Source organism: Synechococcus lacustris Maggiore-St4-Slac (genome assembly GCF_024345595.1).
Taxonomy (GTDB): domain Bacteria; phylum Cyanobacteriota; class Cyanobacteriia; order PCC-6307; family Cyanobiaceae; genus Synechococcus_D; species Synechococcus_D lacustris.
Window position 1 is genome coordinate 73,251 of the sequence record NZ_JAGQBK010000006.1, and the last position, 19,815, is coordinate 93,065.

Here is a 19,815-nt window from a genome sequence, read left to right on the forward strand (position 1 = left end):
TCGCCCCATGACTACGCCGCTCACTCGCCGTTCGTTGTTAGCGCTGTTATCAGGTGCTGGGTTGCTGGCTGCCTGCAGCGGGCCTAAGCGGCGTTTAGGCGTTCAAAACGGCACCCTGCCACGGGCTTGGTTGCAGCGTTTACCAGCCGGTTGGGGGTTTGAAAGCATCCCATTGGGCACTGGATTACCAAAGCCTGGCCAGGGCCTTGGCCCCTTAGCACTTACCGATGGCTGGGCCACCAGCCAACCAGCCAGCCATTGGCTGCCTTGGCCCGCTAGCGCCGCTACGGAGTTGTTGATGCCAGAGGCCCAGGCCTTGCTCCCCTGGGGATTACCTGTGGCGATGGGCCCGTGGCTGCTGGTATTGCGCGATCGGCCTGATCTATGGCAATCGCTTGCCGATAAAGCTGGATGGCAATTGTTATTGCACCCCAGTTTGCGGGGGCAATTGTTGTTGCCGGCAAGCCAAAGGGTGGTTTTGGATATTGCCAAACGGATCGGCAACCAAGCCGAAATAATGGAACAGCTAAAGCAACAGGCCCTTGGTTTTAATGATGTAGATGCCCTAACACTGCTGCTGAATGGAGAAGCTCAGGCGGCGGTGTTGCCCAGTAGAGCGGTAGTGCCATTGCTGAGAAGCGATAGCCGCCTAAGGGCGTTTCTACCAATTCAAGGTGCACCGCTTTGGTGGAATTTGCTGGTGCGGCCTGCTTCTGCAGCTGCTATCCCACCCTTGGAGTGGTTGCTGGCTCCAAGTAAATCACCATTACTTGATCAATTGTTGCGGGCTGGTTTTACCCCTCCTTTGAAGCTGAAGCTATTAGCGGCAGCCCTATCTCGCCAACCCCAGGCCCAGTTGTTGCGGCCGACTGCTGAATTATTGGAGAGATGCACCACTATTATATAAATAGATACTGTAATAAATAAGCCGCAAATAGCAATTATTTAACCAAGCCAGAGAAATTTTCCGATGAAATTCATGCCTATTTATCCTGCGTTTGCTGTAATGCCTCTTTGAAATATCTATGCAAAATTGAACATGTAAAGCAGGTAATGATATATTCAAATATTCTTGCCTAAATCAGCGCCCCAGAAATATTTTGCTTTCCAAAAGGTTTGTTGCAGATTGCATTGAAAAACAAAAAATGGGTGAGAATCGTGTGCAACAAACAATTTTGCTGCGTCCGCTCCCATGGCTGATCACGAAGGGCGAAAGCTCAGCGTTCGAGAAATGATCAACGCTCACCTTTTCCCAGTTCTGGCGCTGGTGGCAACAGCAAGCTCGGTTTCTATTGCTTTGTCGCTTGGCCCCATTGCTGGCCAGGCTTCAAGGTGGAACAAGTGCTTCGACGGCGGTTTGGCTTGGTTGGATCGCAATAGCCCACGCATTAAGGGTGGAGATCGCCTGTCTATTGCAGCTAATTTTTGCAATGGTGGATCGCCAAATAAACCGGCTCGTTAATGGCTGGTTTATTTACTTCATTGGTTTGAGTTAGTGGCGATTAATCCCAAAGGCGCCTGCCGGGTTTGCTGGCTAGTAGTTGATGGGTTTCCGTGAGCAAAGCCGGAATAGGCAAATTTAAGGGGCAGCGCGGGATGCAATTGCCACAGGCAGCGCATGCACTGGCATTGTGTTGTTCAAACCAATGGCCGGCATTACCTGCCATTGCGTAGCGCTCTTTGGCATGGCTGAGCATGTTGTGGCCAAGGGCCAGATTGCGCAGCCGCAACATTTCAGGAATCGGCACTTGATTCGGGCAGGGCAAACATTCGCGGCATTGGCCGCAATGGCTATCACCCAAGCGTTGCCGCTCTTGTTGATGCAGGTTTTCGATGGCTCTGCTTTCCTCAGCTGTTAGGGGCCCATCAGCGTTGGCCAGCTTTTCGGCCCAATTCAGATCGCTTGGTTTGGCAGCCCCAAGGCTGAGGCTGCTGATCCCTTGGGCCAATAAAAATCGATAGGCCAGCTCGAGCGGCTGAAAAGGGGCGCAGTGTTGCAGCAGCAATGCTGGTGGCGCATAAAGTTGCCCGCCCTTATCGGCCGGAGAAATTGCAAGCACTCCCATGCCCCTAGCCAGCGCCATTTGGGCTAGCGGCAGCCGTAGGGGATCAAACAAATGCAAATGCAGGTTTGCAAAGGCAAAACAACCACTGCTGATGGCAGCACTAATTAATTCCGGGCTGCCATGGCTGCTGAACCCCACCTGGCCAACCAACTTCTCCCCCAGGGCCCAGGCCATAAATTCAGCGCCGGGGCCAGCTAGGGCCCAAGCCAAATGCTGCTTGAGGTTGATGCCATGTACGGCAAGATTGTTCAGATGGGTAATGCCCAAGCGTTCCAGGCTGCGTTGCAATTGCTCTTTTGCCGCTGCCAAGTTCATGCCAGGCAATATTTTAGTTGTGATTACTAGCTGTTTTGGCTTGATCGCTAAACGTTTAATTGCAAGGCCTAGGTAACACTCACTTTGGCCGTAGGCCGGTGCCGTTTCCAGGTGGTTGATGCCAATGGCTACGGCCGCCTCCAGCACCTCCTGCAACTGGCTGGGCCCAGTAAGGGCCCGCATGGTGCCAAGGGTGAATAGGGATACAGCTGGCCCCTTGCCAAAGGGGCGTTGGCCTGGGGATTCAGCTGCTTGGCTTTGAATTGGCATCACTATCGGGCTGGGCTTTGCCCTGTTGGCGAATCAAATCAGCGGGGCTTAAGCCATCAACAAAGCGGCGAAAATCGGCGATTTCTTCAGCATCAGCTTCGGCATCCACTGGAATCGAGGCATCACTTACAACTTCCTCCAGCATCCATAAACCGCTGCCGGTGCGCAAAGCAAGGGCGATGGCATCGCTGGGGCGACAGTCGATTTCGTGGTTTTCACCAACGGTGTCGGTAACTTTCAAAACAGCCCTAAAAGTGTTGGCTTCGATGCTGTGGATAATCACCCGTTCCAGCTCCAAGCCAGCCACGGCCATCAGATTTGCCATTAGGTCGTGGCTGAGCGGTCGCGGCGGCGCTAGTTCCTGCAACCCGGCCACAATATTTTGAGCCTGGGATTGATCAATCCAGATCGGCACTTGCCGCCGGCCGGAGGGATCACGCAAAAGCACTATCGGGCTTCTACTGGCGGCATCAAGGGCTATCCCAGCCACCGTCATTTCCACCATGGCAACGGTGCGGTGTGCTCCCATGATTATGGCTATGTATGCACTGCCAGGGCCATGTTTACCGGATTAGTGCAGGCCATCGGCCAGGTGCACCCCATAGCCGGCGGGCTGCGGGTGCAATGCCAAGGGCAACAGCTTGCCCCTTTAGCCCTTGGGGACAGCGTTGCTGTGGATGGGGTTTGCCTAACGGTGCGGAAATTAACCAGTGATGGTTTTGAAGCTGATGTGAGCCCAGAAACCCTGAGCCGCACCACCCTTGCCCAGGCGGGGGGGTGGGTGAATCTTGAGCCGGCCCTTGCGGTGGGTGATCGCCTCGGCGGCCATTTCGTGAGTGGCCATGTGGATGGCCTTGGTGTGGTGCGGGCAATCCAATCCCTGGGCAATTCCTGGCGCCTTGAATTGGCATGGGAAGATCAAAGCTTTGATCGCTATATCTGCGATAAGGGCAGCATTACTGTGAATGGCATCAGCCTCACCATTGCTGGCACTGGTGCGGGCGCTAGTTTTTGGCTGGCGGTTATTCCGGTGAGCTGGGAGCAAACCACCCTTAAATATCTAAAAATTGGTGATCGCGTTAATTTGGAAGCTGATTTATTAGCTAAATATGTGGAAAAACTACTTCGATCTCCCGCCTCTAACGCCATTGATGAACATTGGTTGCTTCAAAATGGCTGGACTGTTTAAATCATTATTGGTTGCCTTTCCCCTTCTGAAACCATGTTGAAAACTTTCACGATCGCCGAGGGCATTCTTTTGCTCGTTTTAGGCTTTTTAGCATTGATATTTCCGGTGGTTGCCTCTTTTGGTGTTACGGCAGTGGTGGGCATTGCATTTTTGCTCGGCGGCATTATTGGTTGGATCAATAACATCAGTCGCCGCCATGACTTAAAGGCATGGTTAGTGTTTTGGCGTTTGGTGGTTTCCACCCTATTTCTGATCGCTGGCTTTTCAATATTGCAACAAATCTCCAGTGGCCCATTTGATGCAGCCGCTCAGGTGCTGGCCTTGGCCGTGGCTATAGGCATCGTATTTTTAGTGGAGGGTGTTGTGGCAATCGTTGCTTCCCTCAACCACCGGGAAATTAACGGCTGGCGCTGGGGATTGGCAAATGGGGTGGTTACTTTGATCCTTGGAGCACTGATTATTTCTATGAAATTTTGGGGGCTGCTATCGGTTTTGGGAATTTTAGTTGGGATTAGTTTTGTATTTTCAGGTATTGATTTAATTGCTTTTGGTAGTTGCCTGCACGGCGATAACAAATCAAAAAAAGCTTGAATTAAAAACTATTCAGCATCGCTAATTTCTTGCGCTTCAGTTTCCCCCTCATCCTTAGCGGTGAGGGGCCTAAGCCAAATGGTGCCCGTTTCTTGGTGCAGTTCAATGCTGCATTCTTGGCCGGGTTCTAACCCCAAGCGTTTTGTGTAGGCATGGCCAACCAAAAGATTGCCATTGCCATGCACCCGGGTGCGATATTCAGCCTGCCTGCCGCGAAATCCATCGCTATCAACTTCTGGTATGGCAAACCCTTTTGCATGTACTAACGCTTTTAGGAATGCTTTTTTTAATACCCGTCCGCCAGGCCCCACATAACCGCATGCCTTTGCAATTTGCTCAACGCTATTGCTGCTTAGATCCCTGGTTCGATTCAATAGGGCTTCGCCCATAAGTTGTTCGCTGGGGATCATTATAAAAATCAAAGCTCAACTGATTCTGACGCCCTTGGGGTGGTGCTGGCAACCGCTTTTCAAAGCAGATAAAGAAGTCCGAACAGAACCACCCAAATCACATCCACAAAATGCCAATAAAGTTCAACAGCAGCAATGCCGAAATGTTTCTCCGGGGTGAAATAACCGGGCCTGGCAGCCTGGGCCCAAACGATCAGAATCATTAGGGCTCCAAGGGTTACGTGGAGGCCATGAAAGCCAGTGAGAGCATAAAAAGTGCTGGCAAATAGGTTATCGGTTAAGCCAAATGGCAAGTGGAAATACTCATACATCTGGCCGCCTAGAAAAGCGATCCCCATCAATGCTGTGGTGAGCAACCAGGCTCTACATGCGCCCATATTGGCTTTCATCAGCTCCTTGCTGGCCCTATGGAAGGTGAAACTGCTGGCAATCAAGATGGCGGTATTAATTGTAGGTAGCAGCAGCTCAAGTTCGTAGATGGCTCCCGCCGGCAGGGGATTAACAGCCCTGAAGGTGAGATAGGCGGCAAAAAAACCAGCAAAGGTCATGCCATCGGCCACCAGAAAGGTAGCTAAACCAAACATCCGTAAATCCGGATGTTCGTCGTGGCCGTGTGAAGAGTGTTCTGTTGAAAGAGTGTTGGCTTGTTCAGCACTTTCAATAGCAGGTTGTGTTGTTGTCATTGGGGGTTCCTCCAAAGATCACTGCCGGTGGCAACTTTTAAATCAATTACGCCCAGTTCAGTGCCATAGCCGTAAGGTTCATGCACCAATGGTGCCGCCCCCTTCCAGTTCTCTACTGGCGGGGGAGAACTGGTAAGCCATTCAGGTGTTAGAGCTCTCCAGGGGTTGTCGCCGGCTTTGGCGCCCCACCAGATGCTACCGATCACATTAATTAGAAAGGGTATGGTGCTGATCGCCATCAAAAGGGCACCCACGCTACTAACTTGATTCATCAAAGTGAATTGGGGGTCGTATTCAGCCACACGCCTTGGCATGCCATTGAGGCCGAGCCAATGTTGGGGACCAAAACAAAGGTTGAAGCCAATAACAGTTAAAAGCAAATGCAGGCGGCCCAAATGTTCATTTGCCATATGACCTGTGAATTTGGGATACCAATGATAGATAGAGGCAAATATCACAAATACTGTGCCTCCATAAACAATGTAATGGAAGTGGGCAACAACAAAGTATGTGTCGTGAACATGCACATCAAATGGAACCTGAGCTAGGGCAACTCCAGTGATTCCTCCAAATACAAACTGAAGGATGAAGGCGCAGGAAAATAACATGGCACTATTAAGGGCGATGCGACCCTGCCATAGGGTGGCGATCCAATTGAAAAATTTGATTCCAGTTGGAACTGCAATAAATGCTGTGGCAATCGTAAAAAAGAGCCTCATCCAAGGCGGTGTGCCACTGGTGAACATGTGATGGGCCCACACAACTAAACCAAGCACAACAATGGCAAGGATTGAGTAAACCATAGTTACGTAGCCAAACAATGGTTTACGGGCATGAATTGGTAATATCTCGCTTACCAAGCCAAAGGCTGGCAACACCATTATGTAAACAGCTGGGTGGGAATAGAACCAGAAAAGGTGCTGGTAAACAACAACATTGCCACCTTGGGAAGGATTGAAAAATCCTGTGTGGGCAACGATATCCATACTCAACAGTATTAATGTGCCTGCTAAAACCGGAGTTGATAGCACCACCAAGATGCTTGTGCCAAGCATCGCCCAGCAATACATGGGTAGCTGTAATAACTTCAGGCCCGGCTGGCGGAATTTCAAGATGGTTGCGATGAAATTAATACCACCAAATATTGAACTTCCCCCCAAAAGCAGCACACTCACAATCCAAATTATTTGACCCATGGCTGGGGTTGTAATACTCAGCGGTGGGTAGGCTGTCCAGCCGGCTTGGGCTGCTCCACCAATGAAGTAGCTGCTGATTAGTAATAGGCCAGCCGGGGGGATCATCCAGAAGGCAACTGCATTAAGCCTTGGGAAGGCCATGTCGCGGGCGCCCACATAAAATGGGATCAGGTAGTTGCCAAAGCCACCATTAACCACTGGCACTATCCAGAGGAAAATCATTATGGTGCCGTGCAACGTGAGCACTTGGTTATAGGTTTCTCTGCTAACGAAATCAGATATTGGTGTGGCTAATTCGGTTCGGATAACCCCTGCCAGTGCACCACCCACAAAATAGAAAAGAAAACCACAAACTATGTATTGTAAACCGATTACTTTGTGATCAAGGCTGAAGCTGAAATAGCGCAACCAGCTGGTTGGTTGCAGGCTGCTGTGGGCCTCTGGGCTTTTAATTGGCGGTAGAGCAATTGTCATGAGAGGGTGGCGGGGGTGTTTTTCTCTATCCAGGCATCAAAGCCATCAGGTTCTTGAACAACCACGTGGGATCGCATCCCGCCGTGATATGGGCCACAAAGTTCAGCGCAAACAATTGGGTAGTCGCCACTTTTTTTAGCGGTGAAACTTAGAACCGTTGTTTGGCCAGGGATAATATCTTGCTTGATTCGAAATTGGGGTACCCAAAAAGCATGAATAACATCGTTTGCTTTCATGCGTAATTCCACCATTTGACCCGTGGGAACGTGAAGTTCACCACTGGTGATGTTTTGCATTGGATAGTGGAAGATAAAAGCAAATTGCAGCGCTGTTACCTCAACGGGTAAAACATTGCTATCGCCGGTGGGGGCAATCCCTCCCCAGATGCGCTCTTGGTCTTGGGGGCCACTGGTGCGCACGGAAGCCAATTGCTCAGAGGCATGCATTGCCCCGTGGCCATTTAGATCAGCCATGCCGCCCATGCGGTCGTAGATGTCGTAGCTGTAGATGCCAATAAATAGCACCACCACCGCTGGAATTACGGTCCAAAAAAGCTCAAGCGAAAGGTTGCCTTCGATTGCTGGGCCATCGAGGGTGTCGCCTTCTTTGCGGCGAAAACGCACCAAGCTGAACACCACAAGGCCGGTCATTCCCAGCAATAAAACCGTGCCGATCGCAAGTAAAACCTTGAATAGTTCGTCGTAAACAGGCGCATTAATGCTTGCGCTTTCAGGTAGCAGATTTGAGTAATTAGCGGCCCAGAACCCTGCAAGCACTAAGGCCATGCCAGCAACCAGGGTGATAATCGAGGCGGGAATGCGCATGGGCGCGTTGATAACAAACCATTCCTTTCACCCTATGCAATTTGAATGGCTCAGCAAGGATCAGAAGGAAAAGATTTCCTTTCAGATGCTGAAAGCCTCACCGGAACCAGAACACAACACTTGCTTAAGCCTTGCAGCGCTTCAGCATCGCTAGCGTTCAAGCGGATTGTTCAACAACGCGGCTTGACACCTTTCACCCTGCCATCCCTAAACCCTTTAAAACTTTCCCGCCAGTTGGTGGTGGCATTGGTTGCGCTGGTGGTAATTGGTGGCGCCACCAGGGTTATGGAGGCAGGTTTGGCCTGCCCAGATTGGCCCCTCTGCTACGGCAGCCTCTTGCCTAGCCGTGAGATGAATCTCCAGGTGTTCCTGGAATGGTTCCATCGCCTTGATGCCTTTTTCGTTGGCATCGGCCTGATTGTGTTGCTGGTTTCTTCGCTGATTAACCGCGCTAGTGGCCCCCGATGGCTGCCCTGGTTAAGCGGTTTAGCCCTGCTGTTGGTGGCAACCCAAGGGGCCCTAGGCGCCCTCACCGTTAGCCAATTACTGCGCTTCGACATCGTTACCGCCCACCTAGCAACAGCGCTGCTTTTAGTTGCCTTGCTAAGCGCCATTGCCCAATTGCTAAATCCAGCATTGCCTGGCCCGAGGCCTCGGGGTGCAGGCCTTTTAGCTGTTGTTGCCGGTGTGTTGGTTTTTGGCCAATGCGTTGCCGGGGCATTGATGGCAACCCAATGGGCCTCTGGCCGTTGTTTGCGTTTGGCTGAGGGCTGCGCTTGGCTTTCGGCCCACCGCAGCCTTGCTACCCCTGCCGCCAGTTGTTGTGCCCTGTTGGCAATTCTGCTCTTGGCTTTCCCTTGCCCCATCGCTGCCCGCAGGCTTGGGGTGGCAGCCGGTGCCTTGGCTGCCTGCCAAGTGGTGCTTGGTGTTCTCACCTTGAAGCTCGCCCTAGCGGAGCCTTTAGTAACCGTTGCCCATCAATTACTGGCTGCACTGTTAGTTGCCACCTTGCCCGCCGTTGCCTTGGCCCTGAGGCCCAATTCACCTTTGGAGTTATCCCATGGCTGAAGCCGTTGCCATTGCTGTGCCTCTTTCAACCCGGGAGCAGGTGGTTCCCAGCCGCGCCAGGTTGAAATTGCCCCCCTGGCTTGAAATTGCCAAACCGCGCCTCATCCCCCTACTGCTTGCCACCACCCTTGGCGGCATGGCACTAACGGAAAGTTGGCCAATGCCTGCCCCCCGTTTGGCCTGCACCCTTGGCGGCGGTGCCTTGGCAGCAGCAGCAGCCGGAGTGCTGAATTGCCTTTGGGAGGAACAGCTTGATGGACGCATGCTGCGCACCAGCGGCCGCGCCCTTCCCTCCGGCCGCCTTAGTGCAGCTAAAGCGTTCAACATTGCCGTTGCCCTTGCCTGCAGTGCTGGCTTGCTTCTGGTGATGGGGGTGAATTGCCTGGCGGCGAGTTTGTCGCTTTTGGGGCTTTGCAGCTATGTGTTGCTCTACACCGTGGTGCTTAAGCCCCGCACCACCCAAAACATCGTTATTGGTGGTGTGGCTGGAGCGATTCCACCCTTGGTGGGAGCGGCGGCGGCCACTGGTCACATCGGCCTTGGCGGCTGGTGGTTGTTTGGCCTTGTAATGGTTTGGACCCCAGCCCATTTTTGGGCCCTTGCCCTGCTGCTGGAAGACGACTACCGCTCCGTAGGCATCCCGATGTTGCCTGTGGTTAAGGGCCCTTTTGTGACGGGTAACGCGATTATTCGCTACGCCTGGGCAACCATTGCTGCCAGTTTCCTCGGTGTTTTTATCCTCCCCACCGGTGGTTTGTTCTATGGCTTGATGCTGCTGCCATTTAATGGCCGCCTGCTGCAGATGGCTCAGCAGCTTCATCAAGATCCCTGCGATCGCGTGCGGGCTAAGGGTTTATTTCGCTGGTCGATTCTTTATCTTTTCGGCATTTGTTTATTGCTTTTGCTAGCGAGAACCACCGCTGCCGCCCAATTCAACCTTCAGTTGCCAAGCCTCTTCAACATGTTTAGTGGTGCACCTTTTTAAGCTGCTATTGAAGCCAACACGTCTGTGATCACCCTCGAGCACATCAGCAAGCGCTACGGCGGCATTACGGCCCTCGATGGAATTTCCCTTGAGGTTCCAAAGGGTTGCCTCTATGGCTTGCTTGGTCCTAATGGCGCCGGTAAAACCACAGCCCTACGCATACTTTGCACCCTGCTGGCGCCAGACCAGGGCAGGGTTGTAATCGCCGGTGTTGATGCCTTAGCCGATCCGCGCGGGGCAAGGCAGCAGTTGGGCTATGTGGCCCAAGAGGTGGCGATCGACAAAATTCTCAGTGGCCGTGAGCTTTTGGAGCTGCAGGCCAGCTTGTATCACCTGAGCGCCGCCAGGGCCCGGGAGCGGATCGCCATGCTCACGGCCTTGCTTGGCATGGATGAATGGTTGGATCGCCGTTGCGGTAGCTATTCCGGTGGCATGCGCCGCCGTTTAGATCTTGCCTCTGGTTTGCTCCACAACCCTGCTGTTTTAGTGCTGGATGAGCCCACCGTTGGCCTCGACATTGAAAGCAGGGCAGCCCTTTGGGATGTGCTGCAGCAATTGCGGGAGCAGGGCACCACGATCCTGTTGAGCAGCCACTACCTGGAGGAGGTGGATGCCCTGGCTGATCGTTTAGCAATTTTGGATCGCGGTTCTGTGATTGCCGAGGGCACACCAGCTGAATTGAAACGGGAGCTCGGCGGTGATCGCATCACCCTGCGGGTGCGGGAATTCGCAAGCCATGATGAGGCCCAAAAGGTGCAGCAATTGGTTCAGGGCCTTAAAGGGGTGAGCCAGGTGTTGATCAATCGTGCCCAGGGCCACGCGATTAATTTTGTGATTGAGGCGGAGGGCTCAGAAGCTTTGTTGCAACTGCGCCAACAATTAGATGCTGCCGAGGTGCCTGTGTTCTCTTTGGCCCAAAGCCGCCCCAGCCTCGATGACGTTTACCTGCAAGCCACCGGCCGCACCTTGATGGATGCCGAGTTGGCGGCCGTTTCTAGCCGTGATCCCAAGGCGGAGAAAAAGCAGGCCATGCGTTGAACCAGCGGCTTGATCTTTTCAGCTCATTTTCCTATTGATTTTTGCCCGTGTTTGCCTCCACTGCCATTGCTGAACTAAGCCAAGAAACCCTCGCCTTAAGCAAGCGTTTGTTTCTACAGCTGCAACGCAGGCCATCCACCTTGGTGGCTGGAATTTTGCAACCGTTGATCTGGCTGGTGTTGTTTGGTGCCCTATTTGCTAAGGCTCCCATGGGCCTGTTCCCCGGTGGCGGCAGCTACGGCAAATTTTTGGGGGCTGGAGTGATTGTTTTCACTGCTTTTAGCGCTGCCTTAAATGCCGGCTTGCCGGTGATGTTTGATCGCGAATTCGGCTTTTTGAACCGTTTGCTGGTGGCACCGCTGCGCTCGCGCTATTCAATAGTGCTGGCTTCTGTGCTCTACATCACCAGCCTGAGCTTGGTGCAAAGTTTGGCGATCATGGCAGCGGCTTGGGGTTTGGGTTATGGCTGGCCAGGTGGCACAGGGCTGCTTGTGGTGCTCGGCACTTTGCTGTTGTTGGTGGCTGCCGTAACGGCATTGAGTTTGGCTTTGGCTTTTGCCTTGCCTGGTCATATTGAGTTGATCGCAGTGATCTTTGTTGCCAACTTGCCCCTGCTGTTTGCAAGCACCGCGTTGGCACCAATCAGCTACATGCCTGGCTGGTTGGGCTGGCTTGCATCCCTAAATCCCCTTACCTTCGCGATTGAACCGATCCGAGCTGCATACCTGGGCCAGTTTGCCTTTGATGCTGTGGTGCTTGAGGCCCCCTATGGAGCCCTCACCGCCGCCCAATGTTTACTGTTGCTTTTGGTGCTTTCTGCCGGTTTATTTGTGTCTATCCGGCCCCTTCTCAGCCGGAAATTGAGCTGAAACCGTGGCACCCCATCTGCTTTCTTTTTCCGCCCGCGCCCGCCAGGAGCAGGAGGCTTTGAAAGTAGCCCTGGCAAATGGCGATGGAGCCAGCCTTAAAAGCATCAGCGAACGGCTCGTCCATCGCCAAGGGCCAGGGGCTTTGCAGTTGCTGATGCGCAAACTTGCCAGCAATGCAGAGGCGCTTGCTTTTTGGCAGCAGCAATTGTTGCCAGTTGATATTTTAGCGCTTGAAACTATACCTATTGAAAGTATATCTAATGAAACTAGGTTAGTTGAAAATATGCCAGTTCAACAAATTTCAGCCAAATACTATGAAGAAGTTAAAGAAGTTAAAGAAGTTGTTGAAAGTTGCCCGCCCGAGCCAATAGCTGAGAAAAAAATCGAAGTTGCTAGGCGACTGCGAGGCTGGTTGCCCAGCTGGAATGGCCCCCTGCGCCAGGCCAGTTGATTGCCATGGCTCACCCATCTGTTCCTAAAGGTTTGATCGTTTCGGTGCAAGCACCTGAGGGTTCTCCCATGCGGGAGCCTGAGGTGATTGCTGCCATGGCGGAAGCCAGTTTGCTCAATGGTGCTGTGGGGGTGCGACTAGAGAGTCCCGAGCACATTGGTGCTGTGCGGCGCCGTTGCCCTAAGGCCCTGATCATTGGCCTATGGAAACGCAGTTTTCCAGATAGCTCCGTTTATATCACCCCCGGTTGGGATGAAATTCGCCAGGTGTGGTCTGCCGGGGCAGATGTGATTGCCATTGATGCCACCGAACGCCCCAGGCCAGGGGGGCAGCAGTTAGCTGAATTGGTGCGGCGGGTGCAGATGGAATTGAATGCACCTTTGATGGCTGATGTTGATAGCTTGGCCAATGGTTTGCGGGCCGCTGCCTTGGGGTGCCAATGGGTGGGTACCACCCTATTTGGCTACACCGAAGCCACTGCTCAGCTGGAGCCCCCCGCCTGGCAATTACTCGCCCCCCTGCGTGAACAGTTACCAGCAGAAGTGGGCTTGATCTGTGAGGGCGGCATTGCCAATGCAGCAGAAGCAAGCCGTGCGTTAGTGGAAGGTGCGGATGCGGTGGTGGTGGGCACGGCGATCACTGGGGTGGATCTGCAGGTGGCCCGTTATGTGGAAAAAATACAGAGCCAATTAACCCCCTAAACCAGCAGGGCTGCTTAGCCTTAGCGCGAGTGAATTCTGCCGATGACCTTCCTGGTATTAGCGGCTTTAGGCCTGCTGATGGCGCTCATATACATACCCTTGCGCATCACCCTCACCCTCACAGCAAGGGGGAGGCGCTTGAAATTGCTTCAGAGGATCCGCTTGTTGCGTCAACAATTAGCCACCGAACTCACCCCATCAACATCCCCCCATCCACCTGCAACACCTGGCCCGTGATGTATGCAGCGGCTGGATCAGCGGCTAAAAATCGCACGGCCCCAGCCACCTCAGCCACTTCCCCGTAGCGCCCTAGTGGGATTGCAGCAAGTAAAGCTTCGGCTTGTAGATCCTTGGTCATATCGGTTGCAATAAAACCAGGTGCCACCGCATTAACGGTGATGCCGCGGCTTGCTAATTCCTTGGCGCTGCTTCGCGTAAAGCCGATCACCCCCGCTTTGGCGGCGGCGTAGTTGGCTTGCCCCGCATTGCCCATTAAGCCCACCACCGAGGTGATATTCACAATCCGCCCCCTTTTTTGCTTGAGCATTGGCCTGGTAACAGCCCTGGTGCAAAGGAACACACCGGTGAGATTGAGGTTGATTACCGCTTGCCAATCGCTTGTTTTCATGCGCATCAATAGGCCATCACGGGTGATGCCAGCGTTATTAACCAACACATCAAGGCTGCCGCTGCGTTTGATAACAGCCTCCACCAAGGCGTTTACCTCCTCTTCTTGGCTCACATCTGCCTGGAGGGCATAGGCGCTGCCCCCTTGGGCTGTGATTTCAGCCACCACAGCATCGGCGCCGGCATTGGAATTGGCGTAATTAACAGCAACAGTGGCTCCAGCGGCTGCGAGTTCTAAGGCAACGGCTTTGCCAATTCCCCTGCTGGCCCCCGTAACTAGGGCGGTTTGGCCCATTAGGGGGGAGGTGGCTTGGCTCATGGCGGCAGCGAAACTGGCGCGATCGTACGGTTGCGCTTAACCCTGCACCGCACTGCTGCTTTCAAGGGCAGCACCCAAAAGCCTTTCCAGGGCCTCAAGCTGCTTGGGGCTACCCATTACCACCAGCCGCTGGCCTGGGGCCAAGGTGGTGTGGCCGCTGGGATTAGCAACTAAGCCCTCCACACCATGAATTGCCAGCACTAGGGCACCGCCGCTGCGTCTGCCGAGGTCTAGGTCGATCAAACTGCGGCCGATCACCTCATGGGCCAGGTTTGGATTATTTACCAGTTGAAATTCCTCAACTTCGCAGTTGGAACCCGCCAGTAGATCAAGAAAATTAAGGGCTAGGGGCCGCAGGGCGGTGGCCGCCATGATTCGCCCGCCGGCGATATAGGGAGAAACCACTGAATCGGCACCGGCTTGCCGCAATTTGCGCTCTGCTTCACCACTATCTGCCCTTGCAATCAAGCGGCAGCTGGAGCACAAACCCCTGGCGCTAAGCACCACATAAAGATTGGCGGCATTGTTGGGCAAGGCTGCCACTAATGAACGGCACTGCTTAATACCAGCTTCTTGCAATGTTTCATCAAGGGTGGCATCACCATTGAGAACCTCTAAATGGCGGTCGCGGGCGGCTGTTATTCGGCCTGGATCGGTTTCGATTACTAAAACAGCAATACCTTCAGCGCTTAGCTGTTCGGCAATTTCCCTGCCGATGCGTCCGTAGCCGCAAACGATTACGTGGTTGCGCATGCGTTGGAGTTCTTGCATCCGTTGCCAGCGCCGGCGCCGCTGGAAATAACCAGTTTCCTGCAGACTAAGCAGCCATTGCAGGGTTTGCTGCACCACCACAATGCCGCCTAGCAACATCAATACCGTTACCCAGCGGCCAGCTGGGCTAGTTATCGCCTGATCGCCATAACCAACGGTGGTGAGCGTGATCGCCACCTGCCAAAAACAATCACCCCAATCCCAGCCTTCAGTGAGGCGATAGCCGCTGGCGCCACCAAAAATCACCACTGCTAGGGGCATTAATGGTGTAGTTAGCAGGGGGGCAAGGCGCTTTCGCCAGCGTGGACGCCAGCGTGAACGCCTTGGTAAAAAAGACGTCATCAGAGCTCAAGCAAAAGCTTGGAATGGTGGAGGGATTGAAGCGTTTCCACAGAGAAGATTCAGCAAGATGTTCCCATTGAAGGTCAGCAACAACAGTGCGTTTGGCTTGTAGACCTAAGGCGAGGGAAGCTATGAGCTTTTAAAGGGATTGCGAATCTCAAGGCCTTCAAAATGCTGGCCAACATTGAAGTCCTCGCTGTAGAGAACCGAGCAATGGCTTCTGATTGCTGCTTCCAAGATCAAAGCGTCGAACCAGGCAATCTGGTTGGCTGCTGCCAATTCGTGGGCATCAAGCACAAGGGCCGTATCGGTTGGCACAACTTCAAAATCCGCAAGCGCTTCCAGGGCTCTACGAGCTTCCGAGGCGGAAATGAAAGGTTGTAATTTGCGCGCCATCACGGCTCGCAATTCAATTAATACCTGGGTGCTGATAACAATCTCATCGTGTTGGGCTAATTGGCGTAGCCAATTTTTGGTGAATTGCCCTTTTTGGGCTTCCCGTTGATCCAGGCGATAAACCCAAAGATTGGTGTCAACAAACACTCGCATGGTCAGCCCAGGCTGCGCCCGTGGAGCGACTCCCGGCTCCATGGGGCCTGGCTGGCGCTACTGGAGCGATCAGCAACCGCATCAAAGGCATCAAGAGCCTGGATTCGTCTGGAGCGGGCATCCACGTAGCGGCTGAGGTAATCACGCACCAAGGCGTTCACTGAGGTTTTCTCCCGCAGCGCTGCTTCCCGTGCCTTGCGCAAAAGGTTGTCATCAAGGCTGAGGGTGAGGTTTGCCATCGCCATGGATTTGAGCGCAACCTGATCCTAACGATAAAATCAGTGCTACACAGAACCCGTGCTGAAATTTGCAAACGGATGAGTCTGTCAAGGTTCTAATTTTTTGAGCGAGCTGCAACTGCTTTTAGTGGGTTATGGCAACACGATTCGTGTGAGCAGCCCAAAGGAGCAAATAAAACAACAGTGCGTTTGGTTTGTATCGACGCGCCAGAAATCAGCCAATACATCGAAGGTTGTGACCGTGAAACCTATTCACGCCTTGAAAATGAAGCACGCTTAAAAAGTTTTGGGGTGTGGGCAGTGCCCGGTGGCATTAAACGGCCCTGGGATTACAGAAGGGGTAGGGAAGCAACCTGATTTGGTGTGGATTAATCAACCATTGGAAGTACTAGGAACAAGCCTCCAAGTGTTCTTTGCAAGGGATGCGCAAAACGCTCCTAAGGGTGACATCTTTCCTGGCAGCTACCGCCACCACTGCCAGCAAAGTTGTCACCCCTGTTATTTAAATCCCTGGGGGCTTAATGGAGCAGCTTAATAACTACTTACAGCTGAGCTTTCCATGTTGATGAATTTTTCAAGCTGCCGTTGCAAACCCCAAGGCTTTGAAAACTGATTTTTGATTTAGTTGATTTAAGGGTTGATCCCCCCGCAATTGCTCTAAATCAACAAGGGTTACGCCCGTTAAGGCTGCTAAGCGGCTTGCCACTGGGTTGCTGCTCACCAGCACATCCGCACTTGCCACCTGGGCGGCCTGATTGATCAAATTGAGGCCTGAAAACCCACAAATCCTGGCTTGGGGCAAATGTTGTTGCACCCCATTTGGCAGGGCATCCCATTGGCTTTGGGGCCAATCATCACTGCCACCAGCAGGGGCTAACAACAAAAGTGGTCCATTGCCCTGGGGAAATTCAGCCTGGGCTTTGGCAAGGGCCTTGGCGGGTAATTTGAGTTGAAATGGCTTGGGGTTTGGGCTGAGCCCTAGCGGTGCAAGAAAATCAAGCAAATCAGCACTCGAAATAATGCTGGTGGCGGAGAAACCAGCGCGGGCAACCCTCACTGGTATGTGGCTAAGGCTTAGCAATAGATCAAGGCGCCAATTGGAGGCAAGGTTGAGGCAGGCTTGAAAATCGGGCTCCCTAACGCAGCCCAGCAGGTTGGTCCAGTCGGCTAGTGATACGGCGGCATCAAAACCAAAGGGCAATATTTTTTCTACGGCTGGCAGCAATTTCCATAGCGGTGCCATCGCTGCTGGACAAGCCACCTGCAGTTGGGCGGCCAAGCCATCAGCTACCTGAGCTGCAAGGGGCAGGGCATCCAGCTGGGCTTTGGCCCCACCAGGGACGAAAAACAACACACGCATCAGCAGAAACGAGCCAACCCTGGTAACGGGATGGTCGAATTGTATGGAGCTGATTCCGAAACGCTTGCATCTGCTGATCGTTGCTGCCGGCAGTGGCCGGCGGATGGGCCACCAGCGCAACAAGTTGTTGTTGCCCCTAGAAGGCAGGCCCTTACTGGCCTGGACCCTGGAAGCGGCCCTGCAAAGTGATGAAATTAGTTGGCTGGCGGTGGTGGGTCAGGAGCAGGATCGCCAGGAGATCAACATCATTCTTGCCAGCCTTGCGCCTCAAAAGCCCGTGGTTTGGGTGCAGGGCGGTGCCACTCGCCAGGCTTCTGTGGCCCTGGGGCTTGAGGCTTTACCGGCCGCGGCCGCCTATGTGTTGATCCACGACGGTGCCCGTTGCCTGGTCGAACCAGCCCTGTTTAACCGCTGTGCGATTGCCTTAAGGCAAGGCGCTGAGGCCTTGATCGCTGCGGTGCCCGTAACCGACACAATTAAGCAGGTGGATAGCGATGGCTATATCCGCAATACCCCAGAGCGGTCTGGGCTGTGGGCCGCCCAAACCCCCCAGGGCTTTGCCTTGCCAGCCTTAAGGGCAGCCCATCAAAGGGCAATGGCTGAGGGGTGGCAGGTAACTGATGATGCGGCCTTATTTGAGCTCTTGGGCTTACCGGTGCGGGTTTTAGAGGCAAGCACGGCCAATTTGAAGGTAACCACACCTCTGGATTTGGAGTTGGCCGCTGCTTTATTAAGGCGCCGCAAGGCTTAGCAAACCCCTGTCGCCATCAAGGCAGGCCCTGCGGCCAAGGGGCAAAACAGCATTGGCGCTGCCATGGCCCACGGGTAAACCGGCCAGCCGCGGTATGCCAAGGCTTTCGGTGCGTTCTTGCAGCACCTGTTCCAGTTGAAATCCCTGTTCAGAATCTTGATCACAGCCTTCAAAACTGCCAAAGCCGATCGCTGCCAATTTCTGCAGGGCGCCGCATAGGCGCCAATGGGTGAGCATGCGATCGATTCGATAGGGCGCCTCCCCCACGTCTTCAAGGATCAACACAGCCCCCTCTAAATCTGGGCACCAGCGGCTGCCGAGCAGGTGGGTGGCAACCGTGAGGTTTGCCACCAGTAGGGGCCCCTCCCCCTTGCCGCCGCCCCAGCCCCTACCAAGTAGCGGTGGAACAGCTGCTCCCTGCAGCAGTAGCCGCAGCCGCTCTTGGCTCCAGCTTGGTTCCGCCGCAAGGGTTGTTACCAGGGGGCCGTGGAGGGCACCAAGCCTGCCACTGGCTTGGTGGGCCCAAAGCAAACTTGTTACATCAGAAAAACCCAACAGCAAGCCCTCTGGTGGCTGCCAGCCAAGTTCCAGCAGCCGCGCTGCCCCCCAGCCACCGCGGGCGCAGGCCCATAAATCAGCTGTTGCATCAAAATCCGCCAGCCTTTGGCCATCGCTGCCGGCCAGATAACCCCAGCGACGGTTTGCGATCTGGGGCAGCTCCAATTGAATGCCCCAGCTGCCCAGCAGCTCTAGGCCCGCCTGCAAATTTTTTAGCTCCCCCAAAGCCGAACTAGGGGCCACGATGCGCGCCTTCATTGGGGGTAGCGGCCAAGGATTAAGGCAAATAGCAACAGGGAACCAAGCAGCACTTGGCGTTGAAAATGTTTGCCACTTTGCAGTTTGCCGTTTTGTTCATCCCGTTTCAGCAACCACCACTCCCTGATAAAACCGCAGGCCGCCAGCAGGGCAGGCAGCAGAAACCCAGCTCCCATGCCGGCGCTAAGGGCCGCTGATACCAGCAGCAGCCAAGTGGCCCCATAGCAAATTCCCACCACCGGCACCACCTGCTGCCCAAGGCTGAGGGCACTGCTGCGTATCCCAAGCCTTTGATCGTCGGCCCTATCGGCCATCGCATAAACCGTATCGAAGCCAAAGGTCCAAAAAATTGTTGCGCCGTAGCAACCCCATAGGGGCCAGCCACCAGTGAGGCTGCCCCGGGCTGCAGCCCAGGGAATTAACACCGCAAAACCCCAGCAAAGGGCTAAAAGCAACTGAGGAAAGCCAAACCAGCGCTTAGCTGAGGGATAAATCAACACCAAAGGCAAGCTGATTAGGGCAAGGCCAAGGCAGAGGGAGCGCTGCGGCAGGGCGAGCACCACAGCAAGGGCTACCCCAAGGCATAAAAGGAGCAAAGCCAGGGCAAAACCAGGGCCCAGGGCACCCCTGGCTAGGGGTCTGGCACTGGTGCGACTCACCTGGGCATCGATCTTGCGATCCCAAAGGTCGTTAGCGATGCAACCTGCCCCGCTAACAGCCAGGCCCCCCAACAGCACTAATGCCACTAAAAAAACATCTGGTTTGGCTTGCTCAAGCCAGAGGCTCCAGGCTGCAGGCAGCAATAAAATCAAACGCCCGCTGGGTTTTTGCCAGCGCAACAGCTCTAGCCAGGCGGGCCAATCGAACTGTTTTGGCTTAGAAGCGGAACGAGGGGTTGATGCCACCAAGAG

At 54.0% G+C, this 19,815-nt stretch carries 27 protein-coding genes; 13 read left to right on the forward strand and 14 right to left on the reverse strand.

What is annotated here, in order from left to right; all coding sequences use genetic code 11:
- The first annotated feature begins 7 nt into the window (after nt 1-7).
- The gene (locus KBY68_RS06405) at nt 8-907 is read left to right on the forward strand and encodes a type 2 periplasmic-binding domain-containing protein (RefSeq protein WP_255096378.1); all 900 of its coding nucleotides are present in this window, start codon (nt 8-10) and stop codon (nt 905-907) included.
- Nucleotides 908-1,062: 155 nt separating this feature from the next.
- Here the strand turns inward: KBY68_RS06405 and KBY68_RS06410 are convergent, their stop codons facing one another.
- Nucleotides 1,063-1,194, reverse strand: coding sequence for a hypothetical protein (locus KBY68_RS06410; protein WP_255096380.1), 132 nt, complete (start codon nt 1,192-1,194; stop codon nt 1,063-1,065).
- Between KBY68_RS06410 and KBY68_RS06415 the strand changes: the two genes are divergently transcribed.
- Nucleotides 1,193-1,462 (forward strand): hypothetical protein, encoded by a 270-nt coding sequence (locus tag KBY68_RS06415; RefSeq protein ID WP_255096381.1) that lies wholly within the window; start codon nt 1,193-1,195, stop codon nt 1,460-1,462. The two genes, KBY68_RS06410 and KBY68_RS06415, sit on opposite strands and share 2 nt — an antisense overlap.
- A gap of 40 nt (nt 1,463-1,502) precedes the next feature.
- Here the strand turns inward: KBY68_RS06415 and KBY68_RS06420 are convergent, their stop codons facing one another.
- Entirely contained in the window at nt 1,503-2,651 is a 1,149-nt protein-coding gene (locus tag KBY68_RS06420; RefSeq protein ID WP_255096382.1) for an aldo/keto reductase, read from the reverse strand.
- Nucleotides 2,626-3,156, reverse strand: coding sequence for a bifunctional nuclease family protein (locus tag KBY68_RS06425; protein WP_255096435.1), 531 nt, complete (start codon nt 3,154-3,156; stop codon nt 2,626-2,628). Before KBY68_RS06425 ends, KBY68_RS06420 begins: the two co-directional genes overlap by 26 nt.
- A 54-nt stretch (nt 3,157-3,210) precedes the next feature.
- Between KBY68_RS06425 and KBY68_RS06430 the strand changes: the two genes are divergently transcribed.
- On the forward strand, nt 3,211-3,840 hold the full coding sequence (locus KBY68_RS06430; protein ID WP_255096384.1) for a riboflavin synthase: 630 nt from the start codon (nt 3,211-3,213) through the stop codon (nt 3,838-3,840).
- Nucleotides 3,841-3,873: 33 nt separating this feature from the next.
- On the forward strand, nt 3,874-4,431 hold the full coding sequence (locus KBY68_RS06435; protein WP_255096385.1) for an HdeD family acid-resistance protein: 558 nt from the start codon (nt 3,874-3,876) through the stop codon (nt 4,429-4,431).
- A gap of 8 nt (nt 4,432-4,439) precedes the next feature.
- On the opposite strand, the gene KBY68_RS06440 is transcribed toward KBY68_RS06435, so the two are convergent.
- From KBY68_RS06440 to KBY68_RS06455, 4 genes are read right to left on the reverse strand one after another with little or no spacing between them, the layout of a single operon-like run.
- Nucleotides 4,440-4,841 (reverse strand): AbrB/MazE/SpoVT family DNA-binding domain-containing protein, encoded by a 402-nt coding sequence (locus KBY68_RS06440; RefSeq protein ID WP_106500172.1) that lies wholly within the window; start codon nt 4,839-4,841, stop codon nt 4,440-4,442.
- Nucleotides 4,842-4,900: 59 nt separating this feature from the next.
- Nucleotides 4,901-5,524 carry a cytochrome c oxidase subunit 3 gene (locus KBY68_RS06445; RefSeq protein WP_106500173.1) on the reverse strand — a complete coding sequence of 208 codons (624 nt, stop codon included), beginning with the start codon at nt 5,522-5,524 and terminating at the stop codon, nt 4,901-4,903.
- Nucleotides 5,521-7,194, reverse strand: a complete 1,674-nt coding sequence (gene ctaD / locus KBY68_RS06450) for a cytochrome c oxidase subunit I (protein ID WP_255096386.1) — start codon at nt 7,192-7,194, stop codon at nt 5,521-5,523. Before ctaD ends, KBY68_RS06445 begins: the two co-directional genes overlap by 4 nt.
- A complete protein-coding gene (locus KBY68_RS06455) occupies nt 7,191-8,018 on the reverse strand; it encodes a cytochrome c oxidase subunit II (RefSeq protein WP_106500175.1) in 828 nt (275 codons plus the stop codon). The genes ctaD and KBY68_RS06455 overlap by 4 nt, the downstream gene beginning before the upstream one ends.
- Before the next feature lie 183 nt (nt 8,019-8,201).
- Here KBY68_RS06455 and KBY68_RS06460 point away from each other — a divergent pair, with 183 nt between their 5' ends.
- The 7 genes from KBY68_RS06460 to KBY68_RS06490 are packed head-to-tail and all read left to right on the forward strand — an operon-like array spanning nt 8,202 to nt 13,367.
- Nucleotides 8,202-9,086, forward strand: coding sequence for a COX15/CtaA family protein (locus tag KBY68_RS06460; RefSeq protein WP_255096387.1), 885 nt, complete (start codon nt 8,202-8,204; stop codon nt 9,084-9,086).
- Complete coding sequence (locus tag KBY68_RS06465; protein ID WP_106500177.1) at nt 9,079-10,071, forward strand: heme o synthase; 993 nt, start codon at nt 9,079-9,081, stop codon at nt 10,069-10,071. The genes KBY68_RS06460 and KBY68_RS06465 overlap by 8 nt, the downstream gene beginning before the upstream one ends.
- Before the next feature lie 24 nt (nt 10,072-10,095).
- Nucleotides 10,096-11,109 carry an ABC transporter ATP-binding protein gene (locus tag KBY68_RS06470; protein ID WP_106500178.1) on the forward strand — a complete coding sequence of 338 codons (1,014 nt, stop codon included), beginning with the start codon at nt 10,096-10,098 and terminating at the stop codon, nt 11,107-11,109.
- A gap of 41 nt (nt 11,110-11,150) precedes the next feature.
- Entirely contained in the window at nt 11,151-11,978 is an 828-nt protein-coding gene (locus KBY68_RS06475) for an ABC transporter permease (protein ID WP_106500179.1), read from the forward strand.
- A 4-nt stretch (nt 11,979-11,982) separates the two neighbouring features.
- A complete protein-coding gene (locus tag KBY68_RS06480; protein WP_255096388.1) occupies nt 11,983-12,429 on the forward strand; it encodes a hypothetical protein in 447 nt (148 codons plus the stop codon).
- Between the two features lie 5 nt (nt 12,430-12,434).
- Nucleotides 12,435-13,130, forward strand: coding sequence for an N-acetylmannosamine-6-phosphate 2-epimerase (locus KBY68_RS06485; RefSeq protein ID WP_255096389.1), 696 nt, complete (start codon nt 12,435-12,437; stop codon nt 13,128-13,130).
- Nucleotides 13,131-13,172: 42 nt separating this feature from the next.
- Entirely contained in the window at nt 13,173-13,367 is a 195-nt protein-coding gene (locus tag KBY68_RS06490) for a hypothetical protein (RefSeq protein WP_255096390.1), read from the forward strand.
- Here KBY68_RS06490 and fabG read toward each other — a convergent pair.
- The 4 genes from fabG to KBY68_RS06510 all read right to left on the reverse strand — a co-directional run bounded on the left by fabG (nt 13,321) and on the right by KBY68_RS06510 (nt 15,983).
- Entirely contained in the window at nt 13,321-14,076 is a 756-nt protein-coding gene (gene fabG, locus KBY68_RS06495) for a 3-oxoacyl-[acyl-carrier-protein] reductase (RefSeq protein ID WP_255096391.1), read from the reverse strand. The two genes, KBY68_RS06490 and fabG, sit on opposite strands and share 47 nt — an antisense overlap.
- A gap of 36 nt (nt 14,077-14,112) precedes the next feature.
- A complete protein-coding gene (locus KBY68_RS06500; protein WP_255096392.1) occupies nt 14,113-15,189 on the reverse strand; it encodes a potassium channel family protein in 1,077 nt (358 codons plus the stop codon).
- 129 nt (nt 15,190-15,318) lie between these two features.
- Entirely contained in the window at nt 15,319-15,738 is a 420-nt protein-coding gene (locus KBY68_RS06505) for a PIN domain-containing protein (protein ID WP_255096393.1), read from the reverse strand.
- A gap of 2 nt (nt 15,739-15,740) precedes the next feature.
- Complete coding sequence (locus KBY68_RS06510) at nt 15,741-15,983, reverse strand: DUF6364 family protein (protein WP_255096394.1); 243 nt, start codon at nt 15,981-15,983, stop codon at nt 15,741-15,743.
- Nucleotides 15,984-16,160: 177 nt separating this feature from the next.
- On the opposite strand from KBY68_RS06510, the gene KBY68_RS06515 reads away from it, so the two are divergent.
- Nucleotides 16,161-16,334, forward strand: coding sequence for a hypothetical protein (locus KBY68_RS06515; protein ID WP_255096395.1), 174 nt, complete (start codon nt 16,161-16,163; stop codon nt 16,332-16,334).
- A 217-nt stretch (nt 16,335-16,551) separates the two neighbouring features.
- Here KBY68_RS06515 and KBY68_RS06520 read toward each other — a convergent pair whose 3' ends face one another.
- Nucleotides 16,552-17,337 carry a glycosyltransferase family 9 protein gene (locus KBY68_RS06520; RefSeq protein WP_255096396.1) on the reverse strand — a complete coding sequence of 262 codons (786 nt, stop codon included), beginning with the start codon at nt 17,335-17,337 and terminating at the stop codon, nt 16,552-16,554.
- Between the two features lie 64 nt (nt 17,338-17,401).
- Between KBY68_RS06520 and ispD the strand changes: the two genes are divergently transcribed.
- Nucleotides 17,402-18,088 carry a 2-C-methyl-D-erythritol 4-phosphate cytidylyltransferase gene (gene ispD, locus KBY68_RS06525; RefSeq protein ID WP_255096436.1) on the forward strand — a complete coding sequence of 229 codons (687 nt, stop codon included), beginning with the start codon at nt 17,402-17,404 and terminating at the stop codon, nt 18,086-18,088.
- Here the strand turns inward: ispD and KBY68_RS06530 are convergent.
- Nucleotides 18,068-18,904 (reverse strand): S66 peptidase family protein, encoded by an 837-nt coding sequence (locus KBY68_RS06530; RefSeq protein ID WP_255096397.1) that lies wholly within the window; start codon nt 18,902-18,904, stop codon nt 18,068-18,070. The genes ispD and KBY68_RS06530 overlap by 21 nt on opposite strands.
- A complete protein-coding gene (locus KBY68_RS06535; RefSeq protein ID WP_255096438.1) occupies nt 18,901-19,809 on the reverse strand; it encodes a 4-hydroxybenzoate polyprenyltransferase in 909 nt (302 codons plus the stop codon). Before KBY68_RS06535 ends, KBY68_RS06530 begins: the two co-directional genes overlap by 4 nt.
- Nucleotides 19,810-19,815 lie beyond the last annotated feature (6 nt).